This window comes from Nocardioides sp. URHA0032, from assembly GCF_000620645.1.
Classification (GTDB): domain Bacteria; phylum Actinomycetota; class Actinomycetes; order Propionibacteriales; family Nocardioidaceae; genus Nocardioides.
This window is the reverse complement of the sequence record NZ_KK211161.1, coordinates 294,043-309,751: the sequence shown is the minus strand read 5'-3', so window position 1 is coordinate 309,751 and position 15,709 is coordinate 294,043. Positions and strand designations below refer to the sequence as shown.

Sequence of the window (15,709 nt, the reverse complement as noted above, 5' to 3'; positions counted from 1 at the left end):
GGTGCCGCCATGGACAACGCCACCACGGTCCGCCGCCGCGACGCGGTCACGCTGCTCAACAAGGTGCCAGAGGTCACCCTGCTGTTCTGGGTCGTGAAGATCCTGTCCACGACGGTGGGGGAGACCGCTGCGGACTTCCTCGCCGACGACGTCGGGCTCGGCCTGACGACCACCTCGCTGCTGATGGCGGTGCTGCTCGGGGACGCGCTCGTGATCCAGTTCCGCACCCGCCGCTACGTGCCCTGGGTCTACTGGCTCTCGGTGGTGCTCATCTCGATCGTCGGCACCCTCATCTCCGACAACCTGGTCGACAACCTCGGGGTCAGCCTCTGGACGACGACGATCGCCTTCGCGGTGTGCCTCGCGGTGACGTTCGTGATCTGGTACCGCTCCGAGCGCACGCTCTCGATCCACACGATCGTCACCCGGCGCCGGGAGACCTTCTACTGGCTGGCGATCCTCTTCACGTTCGCGCTCGGCACCTCGGCCGGCGACCTGGTCTCCGAGCAGCTCGCGCTCGGCTACCTGACGGCCGCCGTGATCTTCGGCGCTGTGATCGGCGCGGTGACGCTGGCCTACTACGCCGGTGCGAACGCCGTGCTCACCTTCTGGGTCGGCTACGTCCTGACCCGCCCGTTCGGCGCCTCGATCGGCGACCTGCTGACCGCCGACCCCGGCGACGGCGGGCTCGGCCTCGGCACGAACACCGTGAGCGCGGTGTTCCTCCTGGTCATCCTGGCGTGCGTCGGCTGGTTCACCGTCCAGGACCGGCGCGTGCCGGCCGGCGCCTGATCGGCACCGACGCGGTCCGGTCGGTGGCAGGTCCGCCCGCAGGGACCCGGCGCTCCGTCACGCAACGCGGAAGCGCGCCGCGAGCCCGGCGTCGAGCCGCAGCCCGTGGCCGGCCCCGTCGCCCACCGGCAGTGCCCCGTCGACCGGGGCCGTGTAGCCGTCCACGAGCTCGCGGACGATGCGGACGTGGTCGTGGAACCACTCCAGGTGGCGCAGCCGGGGGGTCGCCGCGGCGACCGGAGCCGTGAGGTACGGCGCGCAGTGACCGGAGACGTCGAGCCCGTGCGCGGCCGCGACCGCGGCGATCCGGAGCCACTCGGTGTAGCCGCCGCAGCGGGTGACGTCGACCTGCAGGCAGTCGACGGCCGGGGCCATCCGGTGGAAGTAGGCGAGGTCGTGCCCGTACTCGCCGGCCACGACGTCGGCGTCGAGCGCGTCGCGCAGCACGCCGAGCCCGTGCAGGTCCTCGGAGCTCACCGGCTCCTCGAACCAGGTGACGCCGAGCTCGTCGAGGCGCCGGCCGACCCGGCGGGCCTGTCCCACGTCGTACCCGCCGTTCGCGTCCACGAACAGGTCGGTGCCGTCGCCCACGACCGAGCGGGCGAGCTCGACGCGGTGCAGGTCGCGGTCCTCGGCGCGACCCCACGACTCGCCGATCTTGATCTTCACGCGTCGGAGCCCGCGCGCGAGCCAGCCCTCGAGCTCCGTGGTGAGCTCGTCGTCGCCGTACGTCGTGAAGCCGCCGCTGCCGTAGACCGGCACCGGCGCGGGGGCGGCCCCGAACCAGCGCGTCAGTGGTACGCCGAGGAGCCGGGCACCGAGGTCCCACACGGCGATGTCGACCGCGGAGAGCGCCATGCCGACCAGGCCCGCACGCCCCGCGTTGCGCACCGCCCGCACCATCGCGGCGTGTGCGTCGACCGGGGCCAGCGGCGAGTGGTGCCCGACCAGCGTGGGCGCGAGCAGGCCGTCGACCACGCCGACGGCCGCCGCGGGCGCGTACGTCCAGCCGGTGCCGGTCCCCCCGCCGGCACGGACCTCGACCGCCACCAGCGTGGTCGAGTCCCAGGCCAGCGTCCCGTCGGCCTCCGGCCGATCGGTCGGGACGGTGTAGGCGCGCGCCTCGACCGCGACGATCGGCGGGTCGGTCACGTCAGCAGCTCCTGGGCCTTGGTCTTCAGCCCCTCCTTGATCACGCCCCAGCGACTGGTGTCGCCCTTGATCAGTGCCTTGGCCATGTCGGTCATCTGCTCGAGGGTCGCGTGCGGCGGGATCGGGGGTACGTCGGGGTCGCAGTGCACATCCAGGAGGTACGGCCGGTCGGCGCCGAGTGCGGTCTCCCACGCCCCGGCCAGCTGGTCGGGATCGGTCACGACGGTCGCACCCAGCCCGGCCGAGCGCGCGAAGTCGGCGTACGAGACGTCGGGCAGCGCCTGGGACTCGACGAACTTCGGCGTACCGCCCATCGCGCGCAGCTCCCAGGTGACCTGGTTGAGGTCGTTGTTGTGCAGCACCACGACGACGAGCCGCGGGTCGTCCCACTCCTGCCAGTAGCGGGAGATCGTGAGGAGCTCGGCCATGCCGTTCATCTGCATGGCGCCGTCGCCCTCGAAGGCGATCACCGGCCGATCCGGGTGGGCGAACTTCGCACCTATCGCGTACGGCACCGCGGGCCCCATCGTCGCGAGCGTGCCGGACAGCGAGCCGCGCATGGTGCCCCGCATCCGGACCTGGCGGGCGTACCAGTTCGCGGCCGAGCCGCTGTCGGAGGTGAGGATCGCGTTCTCGGGGGCGATCCGGGAGAACTCGTGGAAGATCCGCATCGGGTTGATCGGGTCGGCCTCGACGAGCGCCTCGGCCTCCATCGTCCGCCACCACTCGTCGACCTTGGCGCACAGGCCTTCCTGCCAGCCCCGGTCGTCCTTGCGCTCGAGCAGCGGGATCAGCGCGCGCAGCGTCGAGGCGGCGTCGCCGACCAGGTTGACCTCGTACGGGTAGCGCATCCCGATCATCGAGCCGTCCAGGTCGATCTGGACCGCGCGGGCCTGGTCCAGCGCCGGGAGGAACTGGGTGTAGGGGAAGCTCGAGCCGACGGTCAGCAGCGTGTCGCAGTCGCGCATCATCTCGTAGCTGGGGCGGGTGCCGAGGAGACCGATGGAGCCCGTGACCCAGGGCAGCTCGTCGCTCAGCACGTCCTTGCCGAGCAGGGCCTTGGCGACACCGGCGCCGAGGAGCTCGGCGACCTGGCTGACCTCGGCGGCCGCGCCCCGGGCGCCCTGGCCGACGAGGATCGCGACCTTCGAGCCGGCGTTCAGCACGTCGGCGGCGCGCCGGACGCCCTCACCGTCCGGGTCGACCGTCGGCCAGCTGATGCCCAGGCTCGACGGGACCATCTTGAACGCGTGCTCGGGCGGCGCGTACTCCAGTTCCTGCACGTCGTTGGGGATGATGATCGCGGTCGGCGCGCGCCGGGCCATCGCGACGCGGATGGCCCGGTCGAGCACGTTCGGCAGCTGCTGGGGCACGGTGACCATCTGGACGTAGTCGCTCGCGACGTCCTTGAACAGGCTCAGCAGGTCCACCTCCTGCTGGTAGCTGCCGCCCATCGCCGTGCGGTTGGTCTGCCCGACGATCGCGACGACCGGGACATGGTCGAGCTTGGCGTCGTAGAGCCCGTTGAGCAGGTGGATCGCGCCCGGACCTGACGTCGCCATGCACACGCCGGGCAGGCCGTGGCGATCGCTGAACTTGGCATGCCCGACTGCCTCGAAGGCGCTCATCTCCTCGTGTCGCGACTGGATGAACCGCGGCTGGTCGTCGGCACGGGAGAACGCGCCCAGGATGCCGTTGATGCCGTCGCCGGGGTAGCCGAAGACCTGCTTCACGCCCCATTCGCGCAGTCGCGCGAGCAGTTGGTCGGCCACGGTCGTGGTCGTCATGTGGTGCTCCTTTCTCGTGGGTCGGTCGTGTGGTTCGCGCGGATCGTCGCGGTGCGGAGGTCGTCGAGGAGCTGCGCGAGGTGCAATGCCCGGTGCCCGCCGCTGTCGAGCTCATGAATCTGGGTCCGGCAGGAGAACCCGTCGGCCAGCACCACCGTCGAGGGGTCGTGGGGGTCGGCCTCGCGGAGCCGGGGCAGCAGCACCTGCTCGGCGCACGCCTCGCTGACCTCGCCGTGCCCGGCGGTGAAGCCGAAGTTGCCGGCCAGGCCGCAGCAGCCCGACTCGAGCTGCTCGATGTCCGCGCCCGCCCGCTCGAGGAGCGTGCGGTCGGCGTCCCACCCGAGGACGGCGTGCTGGTGGCAGTGCACCTGGGCGAGGGCGGTCACCCCGGCGGCGGACGGCGGCTCCCAGCCGTCGGTGTGCTCGCCGAGCAGCTCCGCCAGGGTGACGGTGTGGTCGCGGACCCGGCGGGTGTCGAGGTCGTCGGGCATCAGGTCCACGGCGTCCGAGCGGAGCACGGTCGTGCAGCTCGGCTCGAGGCCGACCACCAGGCCGCCGGCCCGCACGTGCGGCGCGAGCTCGCGGATCGTGTGGCGCACCCGGAACCGGGCCACGCCGAGCTGACCGGTCGAGATCCAGGTCAGCCCGCAGCAGACCGGCCGGCTCGGCATGGTGACCGCCCAGCCCGCGTCCTCGAGCACCCGGACGGCGGCGATGCCGACCTCGGGGTGGAAGTGGTTGGTGAACGTGTCCGGCCAGAGCAGGACGGTGCCGCGACGGCCCGCCCCGGGCGCCGGCCGGTGGTCGCGCAGCCAGCGCTGCAACGACCGGTGGGCGAACCGCGGCACCTCACGGTCCTCGAGGCCTGCGGCACGGGTGCCGAGCCGGCGCACTCTCGGCATCGCCGCGAGTAGGTTCACGGCCGGTGCGATCCGGAGCCGGTCGATCACCATCGCGGCCGACGGCAGGAAGCCGGTGGCGTAGTCGGCCCGGGGCCGCAGCCGGTGCCGGTAGTGCTGGTGCAGGAACTCGGCCTTGTACGTCGCCATGTCCACGTGCGCCGGGCAGTCGGACTTGCAGCCCTTGCACGACAGGCAGAGGTCGAGCGCGTCGCGGACCTCGGTGGACCGCCACCCGTCGGTGATCGTGCCGTCGCCGTGGCCGTCGAGCATCTCGAACAGCAGCCGGGCGCGGCCCCGCGTGGAGTGCTCCTCCTCGTGCGTCACCTGGTACGACGGGCACATCACCGTGCCGCCGGTGTGCTCGAGCTGGCGGCACTTGCCGACGCCGACGCAGCGGTTGGCCGCCTGGGCGAAGGAGTGACCGTCCTCGGGGTAGCCGAAGGCGACCGGCAGCAGCCGCTTCGGCTCCCAGTGACCGCCGAGCCGCAGGTGCTCGTCGAGACGCGCCGGGTGGACGACCTTGCCCGGGTTCATCAGGTCGTCGGGGTCGAACAGCCCCTTCACGACCTCGAACAGGCCGACGACCTCGTCGCCGAACATCTTCGGCAGCAGCTCGCCGCGGGTCTGGCCGTCGCCGTGCTCGCCCGAGAGCGAACCGCCGTACGAGACGACGAGATCGGCCGCCCGCTCCAGGAAGCGGCGATAGGTCGCGACGCCCTCGGTGGAGTAGAGGTCGAACGGGATCCGCGTGTGCACGCACCCCTGCCCGAAGTGGCCGTAGAGGCTGGGTCCGGTGTCGCTGGCGTAGCCGAACTCCTCGTACAGCCCGCGCAGGTCGCGCAGGTAGTCGCCGAGCCGGTCGACCGGCACCGCCGAGTCCTCCCAGCCCTCGAACGTGTCCGGCCGGTGGGGGACGTGTGCCGTGGCCCCGAGCCCGGACTCGCGCACCAGCCAGAGCTCGTGCTCCTTCTGCGGGTCGTCGTAGAAGGCGACGTCCGGGGAGTGGTCGCCCTTCCCGAGGTCGTCGAGCATGTCCTCGGCGTGCCGGTCGGCCTCCTCGGTGTCGTCGCCGCCGAACTGCACCATCAGGAACCCGGTGCCGTCGGGCAGCTCCTCGAGCGCATCGGGGTTCATGCCCTTGAGCTGCTGGTCGCGGACGAGGTAGTGGTCGACGCCCTCGAGCGCGATCGGCTCGTGCCGCACGATCGCCGGCACGGCGTCCGCGGCCGCCGCGATGTCCGGGTACCCCAGGACGACCAGGGTCCGGGCGCGGACGACCGGCACCAGCTCGAGCTCGGCGGCGAGCACCGTCACCAGGGTCGCCTCGCTGCCGACCAGCATGCCGGCGACGTCGAACCCGTGCTCGGGCAGCAGCGAGTCGAGGTTGTAGCCGGACACCCGCCGCGGGATCTGGGGGTAGCGCTCCCGCAGCAGGTCGGCGTGATCGTCCCGGAGCCGCCGCAGCGCCCGGTGGATCTCGCCCACCCGGTCGGTGCGGGACGCGACCTCGGCGTACCGCTCGTCGGTGAGCTGCGCGGCCACGAATCGGGTCCCGTCGTGGAGCAGCACGTCCAGGGAGGTGACGTTGTCGACGACCTTGCCGGTCCGCTGCGCCGTGGCGCCGCAGGAGTTGTTGCCGATCATCCCGCCGAGGGTGCAGTTCGGGTGGGTCGCGGGCTCGGGTCCGAACCGCAGCCCGGTCGGCGCGAGCTGCCGGTTGAGGTCGTCGAGGACGATCCCGGGCTCGACGACGCAGCGGCGGTTCTCGACATCGACGGAGAGCAACCGGTGGCAGTACTTGGAGAAGTCGAGGACCACGGCCTCGTTGGTGCACTGCCCGGCGAGGCTGGTGCCGCCACCGCGGGAGACGATCGGCAGTCCCAGCTCGTGGCAGACGGCGACGGCCTCGGCCGCGGCGTCGGTCGTGCGCGGGACGACCACGCCGTACGGGACCTGGCGGAAGTTCGACGCGTCCGTGGAGTACGCCGCCCGGCTGCCGGCGTCGAAGCGGACCTCGCCGTCCACCCGCTCGCGCAGCAGCCGCTCGGCCCCGCCCAGGTCCCTCATGCCGCGCTCCTGAGCCAGGCGAGGGCGCCGGCCGCCAGGGCCGTGCCCCCGACGGCGGCCAGGAGACCGTGGTGCTGCGACGCCCACACCTGCGGCGAGCCGCGGTGGGAGCGGTCGTCGAAGGCGCCGTGGGCACCGAAGTCACGTCGCGTGTCGGCCGGCTCCCACAGGTTCTCGGGCTGGTCGGGATCACGCGGCTGGTCGGTCTGCTGGGAGTCGAACCCGGTCCGCGCGAGGTAGCGGTCGAGCAGCCCGGGCGCGACCGCGTTGGCGATCAGCGTCGCCGCCGTGGTCTCGCCGACCCAGTACTCCCGTCGGCGGGGGTGGTCGGCGGCGTACGCGACGGCGCGGGCCGCGACCTCGGGCTGGTAGATCGGCGGCACCGGTTGCGCGTGCCGGGGCAGGCGCGACAGCACCCACCCGAACTGGGGCGTGTTCACCGCCGGCATCTGCACCATCGTCACGCGGACCGAGCTCTTGTCGTGGAGCAGCTCGGTGCGCACCGCCTCGTTGAAGCCCTGGATCGCGTGCTTGGCGCCGCAGTACGCCGACTGCAGCGGGATGCCCCGGTACGCCAGCGCGGAGCCGACCTGGACGACGACGCCGCGGTCGCGGGGCAGCATCCGGCGCAGCGCGCTGCGGGTGCCGTTCGCGTAGCCCAGGTAGCTGACCTCCGTGACCCGCCGGAACTCCTCGGGCCCGATGTCCACGAAGCGCGCGAACACCGAGGTGAAGGCGACGTTCACCCAGACGTCGATCTCGCCGAGCTCGACCTCCACCCGGTCGGCGGCCGCATCGAGCGCCTCGTGGTCGGCGACGTCCACCGGGATCGCCAGGGTCCGCACCCCGGCGGCCCGCACCTCCTCGGCGGCGGCCTCCAGGCCGGCGTCGCCGCGGGCGAGCAGCGCGACGGCGTCCCCCCGCCGGGCGAACTCCCGCGCCGACGCCCGTCCGATCCCGCCGGACGCGCCGGTCACCACGACCACTCGCTTGCTCATGGGGTCTCCTTCCTCCTGTCCTGCCGGGTGTCCTGCCGGGTGTGGTGCTGGGTGTCGTGCTGGGTGTCGTGCTGGTGTCACCTGTCCTCGGCCGCGAAGCCCTCGACGCCGACGCCGGCGCGGCCGAGCTCGTGCGCGGTCTCGAGCAGCAGCGCGTGCACGAATGCCTGGGGGAGGTTCCCGCGGAGCTGTCGCTCCACGACGTCGAACTCCTCGGTGAACAGGCCGGGGGGACCCAGCGAGCCGCGGTTCCGCTCGAACCAGCGGGCCGCCTCGGTCACCCGGCCCTGACCCAGGCTGGCCAGGCTCAGGTGGAAGCCGCTGAGGACGAACGCGCCCTCCGCCTGGTGCATCGGGAGCTCCGGGTCGTGCCGGAACCGGTAGACGTAGCCGTCGTCGGTCAGCTCGTCGACGACGGCCCGCCACGTCCGCACGTGGCGCGGGTCGTCGGCCGGGACGGCGCCGCGGATCCCCGGCAGCAGGAGCGCGGCGTCGACGAGCGGGTCGTCGGGGGAGCGCTGCCAGCGGCCGCTGGAGTGCAGGCAGTCGGCGTCCACGGACGCGACCAGCCGGTCGGCCTCCTCGCCGCGCCCGACCGCACGCAGTCCGGCGGCGCAGATCAGCCGCGAGTGGGCCCAGCGCCGGTCCTCGAGCTCCCAGATGCCGGCATCCGGCTCGGTGTGCCGCTTCTCGATCGCGGCCACGACCTGCTGGACGGCGTCGTGGGCGTCGCGGTCGAGGCGGTCGACCCGGTCGGCGGCGGCGAACAGCAGCAGCGCCTCGCCGAGCGCGTCCAGCTGGAACTGCTCGTTGACGTGGTTGCCGACCTGGACCGGCGCGCCGGGGTAGCCGGGAAGCGGCAGCCGGCGCTGGTCCGGGACGCGCCCGCCCGCCACCCGGTACGCCGGCTTCAGGTCGGGCCCGTCGGCCAGCACGCGTTCGGTGACGAAGCGGACCGCGGCGTCCAGCAGGTCGTGCGCGCCGGCGACGGCGGCCGCCTGGCCGGTGTAGCACTGGTCGCGGATCCACGCGTAGCGGTAGTCGTAGTTCCGCCCGGCCTCGGCGCGCTCCGGCAGGGACGTGGTCGCCGCGGCGACCATCCCGCCGTCGCCGCTGGTGAGCCCGCGCAGCACCGCCCACGAGTGCCGGGCGTCGCCCGGCGCGGCGGAGCTCGTCAGGTCAGGGGCGGTGTCGCGCCACGCCTGCTCGGTCCGCGCCCACAGGTGGTCGGGGTCGGGGAGCTCGTCCGCGAGCCCGGTGCCCAGCTCGAGGACCAGGTCGCGGCTCTCGCCCGCCGGGACCACCAGCTCCAGTGCGAGCCGGTCGTCGTCGAGCCGGGCGTGCTCGGTCGCGCCCGACCAGCGGTAGCTGAGGTCGCCGGTGCGGCCCTCCCAGGCCCCGCTCGAGCGCCGGCAGACGGTCATCGCCCGGGTCCCGAACCCGGCGCGGCAGTCCAGTGTGACGTGCACGTACGCGTCGCCCTCGTGGGCCTCCACCCGGCGCATCAGCACGGCGTGGCCCGGATCTCCCGGGAACGCGAGTGCCTCGCGGGACTCGATCACCGAGCGGGTGGTGACCCACCTGCTACGCCAGACCAGGCTGTCCTGCTCGTAGTGCCCGCCCCACACGAACCGGCGGTCGATCGGCGAGACGGTGTACTCCCCGCGGCCCCCGAGCAGGCTGCTGAAGACGGCGTCGTCGTGCCACCGGGGTGCGCACATGAACGCGAGGTCGCCGCGGGGGCCGATCAGGGCGCCCCGCTCGCCGTCGGCCACCAGCGCGTACTGGCGCAGCGTCACGGGATGCGTGATCGGACGGGTCACCTGGTCCTCCGTTCGTGATGTGATGCGCACGCAGCAGCGCGAACCGCGCTACGCTCCCTGTATCCATGCGCTTGCGCAAATATGCGCTGGTGCAACCACAGCACGGCACGTCGTGAGGGACAAGCGGGCGGCGACGCCGGCCCAGGAGAGTGAGGAACGATGGGACACGTGGCCGGATCGGCGCTCAGCGAGCTCGCCGAGGAGCTGGGCACCACGAGCCGTGCCCTCGTGGCGATCGCCATCGACTCGGTCGGAGCGGCGCCGGTCGAGGTCACCGTCGCCCAGCACCGCCTCCTCGTCCTCCTGGCGGCGCACGGACCGCAGAGCATCGGCGCGATCGCCGCCCGGATGGGGGTGAACCCCTCCAACGCGACCCGGCACTGCGACCGGCTCGAGCGCCTCGGGCTGCTCGCCCGCCGTCGCTCGCCCGAGGACGCGCGCGTGGTCCGCGTGGAGATCTCGGGCGCCGGTACCCGCCTCCTGGACGCGGTCATGGCCCGGCGGCGCGAGGACATCGTGCAGGTGCTCGAGCGGATGGGCCTGGCCGACGCGGCGGCCCTCACCGCAGCCTTCCGGGCGTTCAACGACGCCGCCCAGGAGCTCAGTAGGGACCAGTGGCGCGAGCCGTCCTAGCGCCCAGCATCGCCACGGAGGGACCGTAGGACGGGCCCGGTACGCGCCAGCGCTGATCGGCACCGACGCAGTCAGGTTGGTGGCAGGTTCGCCCGCGGAGGATCTGGCCCTGCTGGCGCCCGGGATCGGGCAGTCCTCCGACCGCCGGTCGGGCCCCAACCCCCGTGGGGGTCCGGCCGGCCCGGGAGCGCCGCCGAGTCAGTCCCGCACGAGGCGGAGCGCGAGCGCCGGACACGCCGCCACAGCGCGGCGGGCGTGACGTACCGAGTCCCGGGCCACGGCGGTGTCGTGGACGACCGGATAGCCGTCGGGGTCGGAGCCGAGGTTCTCGGCCAGCAGCAGGGCGCACAGGCCGTGGCCGTCGCACCGCGTCCAGTCGACCTCGATCCTCATCAACGGACTCCGTCGTCGAGCGGGAGGACGGCGAGGTACGGCCGGCCGCAGCCGCCTCGGTCGACGTGCGCGTCGAGCTCGGCGGTCATGGTGGTCAGCGCGCTGGCGACGAACGCTGCGGTGCCGTCCGGGTGGGCGCAGGCGCCGCGCCGGACCAGCCCGTGGAGCCGGGCGCTCACGTCCGGCGCGGGGCGGCCGTACAGCAGCGTCGAAACGTCGCGGGCGACCGCGGCGGTGCCGAACAGGCACGGGCCGCACTGCCCGGCGGACTGCCGGGCCAGCCAGCCAGCCACGGCGGCCACCTCCGCGAGTGCGCAGCCCGACTCCGGCAGCCGGGCGACGACGCCGGCGTTCAGGGGGACGCCGGCCTCGCGCAGCGACGGGCGGGTGACGCGCAGACCACGCGCGTCCGCGACCCAGTGCCCGTGGTAGCCGCCGACCAGGACCGGGCCGCCGGCAGCCGGCAGCAGCGCGTCGAGCGGCAGGCCGGTCGGCACCTCCGCAACGCCGGGGGCCGGGACGTCGCCGAGGAGGGTGACGAGCGTGGTCCCGGGCTCCGCCCGGTCGCCGACCTCGGCGTACCGCCGTGCGCCGAGCGAGACGAGGACCGCGATCTGGGCGAACGTCTCGACGTTGCTCGCGAACGTGGGCGCACCGCCGAGGCCGTGCCGGGTGGGCAGCACCCGGTGCCCCGGCGGTACGGCGGGCCGGCCGTCGAGGCCGCGCAGCACGGCGCGCACCTCGCCGGACACGAACCGGGCGGGCTGGAGCCGGACCGACACGCGCTCGGGGTGCGGCTCGCTCCCGCGTCGTTCCTCCAGCGCGAGCGTGAGCGAGGCGTGCGCGGCAGTGTCGTGGACGGCGATCGTCACCCGCCGGGTGCGCAGCGCCCGCGCGACGACCAGGGCGCCGTCGACCACCAGGTGCGGCACCAAGGTCATCAGCGTGCGGTCCTTGCGGCTGGCCGGCTCGCTCTCCGAGCCGTTGACGACGACCTCGACCGAGGACCCGGTGGGCATCCCGGCCAGCTTCGTGGACACCGGGAACGCCGCGCCGCCTCGTCCGAGCAGCCGGACGGCCCCCGTCTCCTCGACCAGGGTCGCCCGGGTGCGGTGCTGCTGGGCGCCGTGCACCGCGCGGTGCGCGGCGAGGTCGGCCCGGACGCCGTGGGTGGCTCCTGCGAGCAGCCGTGCGGAACCGTACGCCGTCGGCGCGGCCGGCCGGTGCAGGGTCGTCATCAGGCCCTCCCGGCCAGGCGGCGCTGGGTGTGGCGGGTCGCGGCCAGCGCGCCGGAGACGTGCTCCTCCTCGGCGCCGAGCCGGACCCAGACCGCCCAGACCACGGTGAGCGCCGAGCCGCCGTACAGCAGCCACGCCCACCAGGTCGCGGTGTCGGTGCCCGAGAACAGGCCGTGCGCCATCGCCAGCGGCCAGGCGACATAGGCGAGCGTGTGGACCGGCCGCCACCAGCGGGCGGCCGCCGCCGACCCCGCCAGCCGACCGCGGACGGCGCCGGCGAGGGCGACGACCGCGAAGCAGTAGAGCGCGAGGGTGCCGAGGCCGACGGCCCAGCCCCGGTAGCCGGCGGTGAACGCCACCAGCGCGCCGGGCAGCGAGATCGCGACATGACGGTCCGCGACCAGCAGCACGCCGTGGAGGCCGAGCAGCGCGAGGGTGACGACGGCGGCGGAGCGGTGGGCGAGCTGGAGGAGGAGCCGGGACTCGCGGCGGCGCAGCCGGGTCGCGGGGGAGGAGCCCGACGCGATCGCGCCGAGGGAGACGGCCGCGGTCGCGCCGATCAGCGCCATGAAACCGGCGGCGCGGGCGAGGAACCAGAGCGTCATGCCGCTCGCACCTCGCCGGGCCAGGCGCCGATCGGCCGCACCGCGCCGCCGCGCTCGACGAGCCGGGCCGCGACGCCGGCGAGCTCGAGCCGCGCGGCAGCCGAGCACCCCCAGACCAGGGCGGCGGTGCTGAACGTGTTCGCCTCGACGCAGGTCGGCGCCCACACGGTGGCGGTCCGTACGGCGCCGTCGGTCGGTGCTCCGGTGCGCGGGTCGATCAGGTGGTGCGCCGATCCGGACCCGGTGCGCCAGCGTCGTGCCGACTCCGAGGACGTCGCCAGCCCGCCGTGCGTGAGGCCCACGACCTCCCCGGCGCCGTCGGCGACCTCGGCGACCTGCACCAGCCACGGCTCGTCGGCGGCTCCGGCTACGGCGACGTCGCCGCCGATCTCGACCAGCACGGGACGCCGGTAGCGGGTCACCACCCTCCGGGCCGCCTCGTCCGCGGTCCACGCCTTCGCGGTCGCGCCGAGGTCCAGCCGGAGGCCGCGGGCGACGCCGACCCGCCCCAGGTCACGGTCGACGACGACCCGGCGCCAGTCGGCGGGCGGACCCGGCTCCGGCACGTCCGCACGACGGTCCCGCACGACGGCGATGTCGGCGTCGTACCCCCACGCCGCCACGTGTGCCCCGACCGTCGGGTCCACGGCACCGTCGGTGCCGCGGGCCGCCTCGACCGCGGCTGCGACCAGGCCGAGGGCCAGCCCGCTGACCGGGACGATCCGCGGGGCCAGCTCGTTGACCCGCTCGGTCTCGGAGTCGGAGCGGAACCTGCTGACGGCCCGGTCGACGTCGGCCATCAGCTCCCGGACGATCCCAGCCGCACCGTCGAGCGGGGGGCCGGGCGTGACGACGCGGACGGTGCACGACCAGTCCTGCCAGGTGGTGGTGCTCATGACGCGTTGGTCGCGGCCTGGGGCTGGCTGCTCGCGGGCGCCTGGACGACGCCGGTGCCGCCCTGGGACGAGCGCGCCCGGCCCTGCTGGTCGGGGGCCTGTCGCTGTCCGCCGTTGCCGCCGGTGCTGCCGCCACCCGTGCCGTCGCCGGTGGCGGTGGCGTTCGAGGCGACGGCCGTGAGTGCCCCGGTGCCGGCGACCGCGGTGACCGCGATCCCAGCAGTGGTCAGGCGGGCCCGGCGAAGGAGCCGGCGACGCGGGTTCTCGTTCATGGCACCACGGTCGCTCGCGGCTGCTCAGGTGGACCGGAACAGCCGGTCAAATCGAGGTCAAATCATCCTGTGACCCGGCTCAGGGCCGGCCGAGCCGCAGCCGGACGACGGACCAGCCGTCCTCCCGGAGCACGTCGAACCGCCCTCCACTGGTCTCCGCGCACACGCGCGCGATGTCGAGCCCCAGGCCGGTCGAACCGCGGTCGCTGCGCCCCCGGTGCACGGCGCCCGACGGGATCCCGGGACCACGGTCGCGGACGTCGACCCGCACCAGCTCGGGGTGGTCCGGATCGGGGTCGGTCAGGACGACGGCGATCGCCACCCCGTCCGCGGTGTGCGCGATGCAGTTCTCGATCAGGGCGTCGAGCGCGGCCCGCAGGTCGTCGGCCGCGCAGCGCACCGGGACGGGGCAGGCGGGCAGGTCGAGCCGGACCGGGCGGTCCTGGTCCTCGGCGAGCGGGCGCCAGAAGTCGACCTGCGCGCGCAGCACCTCCGTGGCGTCGCAGCGCGGGCGGACGCCCTCCCGCTCGGGCCGGCGCGCGGCGCGGATGACCGCCGTCAGGGTCCGCTCGAGGTGGTCGAGGTGGGACTCGAGCTCCTCGGTCCGTTCCGACGCCGGCAGCGCCTCGACGTCCAGGCGCACCGCGGTGAGCGGCGTCCGGAGGCGGTGGGACAGGTCGGCGACCGTCTCCCGCTCGGCGGCGAGCAGGTCGTCGATCCGGCCCGCGAGCCGGTTCAGGGCCGCGGACACGCGGCGCACCTCCGAGGGCCCGTCCTCCGACGCGCGGGCGGTGAGGTCGCCGTCGCCGAGCCGGTCGGCGACGGCGGCGGTCCGGTCCAGGTCACGGACCAGGCGACGCGCCACCAGCTCGGCGGCAGCGGCCACCAGCAGCAGGATGACGACGGCCGCAGCGCCGAGCAGCAGCAGCCGGTCGGTCATCCGGGCCCGGGCGTCGGTGGCGGTGGTGTGGGCGAGGACGACGACCGGTCCGTCCGCGGTCGTGGCGCGCACGCTGACGAGCTGGCCGCCGGCCACCTCGTGGATCTCCGGCTCGGACACCGGCATCAGGCCGTCGCCCTCGGGGTCCCCGCTCGGCCCGTCGTCGTCCCCTTGGGGCCCGCGGAGGTCGGTGTCCCCGTGCAGTCCCTCCGGCAGCTCGGCGCCCAGCCGGGTCCCGTCGGGCAGCAGCACGGTCACGGTCGCGCGGTCGTCGCGGGCGTTGAGCCGGTCGACGTACGCCGTCAGCTGGTGCCCGGTCGGGCCGGTGCTCACGTAGTCGGCCACCCCGCGGGCGACGTCCACGGCGCCCTCGCGGCTCTCCTCGGTCGCCGCCCGGTCGAGCAGCAGCCACAGCGGGATCGCGAAGAGGATGAGCACGCTGGCGGTGGCGCCCACCGCCAGCACCAGGATCCGCTGCCGGAGGCTCATCCCGTGCCCGGGTCGACGAGCTTGACGCCGACCCCGCGGACGCTGACCAGGTACCTCGGCTGCGCGGCCGTCTCGCCGAGCTTGCGGCGCAGCCACGACAGGTGCACGTCGACGGTCCGGTCCGCACCGCCCCACGGCATCTGCCAGACCTCCGCCAGCAGCTGCCGCTTGGTGACGACCTCGCCCGAGCGGGAGGCGAGCGCGAGGAGCAGGTCGAACTCCTTGCGGTTCAGCGTCAGCTCCCGGCCCTCGAGCTCGGCGGTCCGTGACACGGGGTCGACGACCAGGTCGCCGACCACCACCCGCGGGTCCTCGCGGACCGCGGGCGTCGTACGCCGGAGCACCGCCCGCACCCGCGCCATCACCTGCGCCGCGGAGAAGGGCTTGATCAGGTAGTCGTCGGCGCCCGCGTCCAGCAGCCGGACGATCTCGCGCTCGTCGTCGCGGGCGGTCGCGACCACGACGGGCAGGTCGCTGCTGGCGCGGATCAGCGCGAGCACGTCGGCGCCGTCGAGGTCGGGCAGGCCGAGGTCGAGCACCACGGCGTCCGGGCGCTCGGTCCCGACGGCCTTGATCGCCTCGACCGCGGTCTCGACGGGGACGACGGTCGCGCCCTGCTCAGTGAGCCCGCGGGTCAGGGTGCGGCGGATGTCCGGGTCGTCCTCGACGAGCAGGAGGCGCACCATGGACGTCACCGTACTGCCGGTCGGCCGGGGCGGTCG

General features: G+C 74.4%; 14 protein-coding genes. 2 read left to right on the top strand and 12 right to left on the bottom strand.

The annotated features are described in order from the left end of the window. The first annotated feature begins 9 nt into the window (after positions 1 to 9). The gene (locus N538_RS0122680; protein WP_028639188.1) at positions 10 to 792 is read left to right on the top strand and encodes a COG4705 family protein; all 783 of its coding nucleotides are present in this window, start codon (positions 10 to 12) and stop codon (positions 790 to 792) included. Between the two features lie 57 nt (positions 793 to 849). On the opposite strand, the gene N538_RS0122675 is transcribed toward N538_RS0122680, so the two are convergent. The 5 genes from N538_RS0122675 to N538_RS26915 all read right to left on the bottom strand — a co-directional run bounded on the left by N538_RS0122675 (position 850) and on the right by N538_RS26915 (position 9,521). Continuing rightward, positions 850 to 1,944, bottom strand: coding sequence for an enolase C-terminal domain-like protein (locus N538_RS0122675; RefSeq protein ID WP_028639187.1), 1,095 nt, complete (start codon positions 1,942 to 1,944; stop codon positions 850 to 852). Beyond that, the gene (locus N538_RS0122670; protein WP_028639186.1) at positions 1,941 to 3,731 is read right to left on the bottom strand and encodes a thiamine pyrophosphate-requiring protein; all 1,791 of its coding nucleotides are present in this window, start codon (positions 3,729 to 3,731) and stop codon (positions 1,941 to 1,943) included. The genes N538_RS0122675 and N538_RS0122670 overlap by 4 nt, the downstream gene beginning before the upstream one ends. After that, on the bottom strand, positions 3,728 to 6,700 hold the full coding sequence (locus tag N538_RS26920) for an FAD-binding and (Fe-S)-binding domain-containing protein (RefSeq protein WP_036571775.1): 2,973 nt from the start codon (positions 6,698 to 6,700) through the stop codon (positions 3,728 to 3,730). The genes N538_RS0122670 and N538_RS26920 overlap by 4 nt, the downstream gene beginning before the upstream one ends. Next, complete coding sequence (locus tag N538_RS0122660; RefSeq protein ID WP_028639185.1) at positions 6,697 to 7,698, bottom strand: SDR family oxidoreductase; 1,002 nt, start codon at positions 7,696 to 7,698, stop codon at positions 6,697 to 6,699. The genes N538_RS26920 and N538_RS0122660 overlap by 4 nt, the downstream gene beginning before the upstream one ends. A 77-nt stretch (positions 7,699 to 7,775) precedes the next feature. After that, positions 7,776 to 9,521 carry a glycoside hydrolase family 15 protein gene (locus N538_RS26915; protein WP_036571774.1) on the bottom strand — a complete coding sequence of 582 codons (1,746 nt, stop codon included), beginning with the start codon at positions 9,519 to 9,521 and terminating at the stop codon, positions 7,776 to 7,778. 168 nt (positions 9,522 to 9,689) lie between these two features. Here N538_RS26915 and N538_RS26910 point away from each other — a divergent pair, with 168 nt between their 5' ends. Then, the gene (locus N538_RS26910) at positions 9,690 to 10,154 is read left to right on the top strand and encodes a MarR family winged helix-turn-helix transcriptional regulator (RefSeq protein ID WP_231496306.1); all 465 of its coding nucleotides are present in this window, start codon (positions 9,690 to 9,692) and stop codon (positions 10,152 to 10,154) included. A gap of 198 nt (positions 10,155 to 10,352) precedes the next feature. On the opposite strand, the gene N538_RS0122645 is transcribed toward N538_RS26910, so the two are convergent. The 7 genes from N538_RS0122645 to N538_RS0122615 form a co-directional block, all read right to left on the bottom strand. Then, a complete protein-coding gene (locus tag N538_RS0122645) occupies positions 10,353 to 10,547 on the bottom strand; it encodes a ferredoxin (RefSeq protein WP_028639184.1) in 195 nt (64 codons plus the stop codon). Further along, positions 10,547 to 11,785: an NADH-ubiquinone oxidoreductase-F iron-sulfur binding region domain-containing protein gene (locus N538_RS0122640; RefSeq protein ID WP_028639183.1), complete on the bottom strand. Its 1,239-nt coding sequence runs from the start codon at positions 11,783 to 11,785 to the stop codon at positions 10,547 to 10,549. Before N538_RS0122640 ends, N538_RS0122645 begins: the two co-directional genes overlap by 1 nt. Next, a complete protein-coding gene (locus N538_RS26905; RefSeq protein WP_051549556.1) occupies positions 11,785 to 12,390 on the bottom strand; it encodes a hypothetical protein in 606 nt (201 codons plus the stop codon). The genes N538_RS0122640 and N538_RS26905 overlap by 1 nt, the downstream gene beginning before the upstream one ends. Then, positions 12,387 to 13,286: an FAD:protein FMN transferase gene (locus tag N538_RS0122630; RefSeq protein WP_028639182.1), complete on the bottom strand. Its 900-nt coding sequence runs from the start codon at positions 13,284 to 13,286 to the stop codon at positions 12,387 to 12,389. The genes N538_RS26905 and N538_RS0122630 overlap by 4 nt, the downstream gene beginning before the upstream one ends. Continuing rightward, positions 13,283 to 13,558 carry a hypothetical protein gene (locus tag N538_RS0122625; RefSeq protein ID WP_028639181.1) on the bottom strand — a complete coding sequence of 92 codons (276 nt, stop codon included), beginning with the start codon at positions 13,556 to 13,558 and terminating at the stop codon, positions 13,283 to 13,285. Before N538_RS0122625 ends, N538_RS0122630 begins: the two co-directional genes overlap by 4 nt. A 79-nt stretch (positions 13,559 to 13,637) precedes the next feature. Continuing rightward, entirely contained in the window at positions 13,638 to 14,987 is a 1,350-nt protein-coding gene (locus tag N538_RS0122620; protein ID WP_028639180.1) for a HAMP domain-containing sensor histidine kinase, read from the bottom strand. After that, entirely contained in the window at positions 14,984 to 15,673 is a 690-nt protein-coding gene (locus N538_RS0122615) for a response regulator transcription factor (protein ID WP_028639179.1), read from the bottom strand. The genes N538_RS0122620 and N538_RS0122615 overlap by 4 nt, the downstream gene beginning before the upstream one ends. Positions 15,674 to 15,709: the final 36 nt, after the last annotated feature.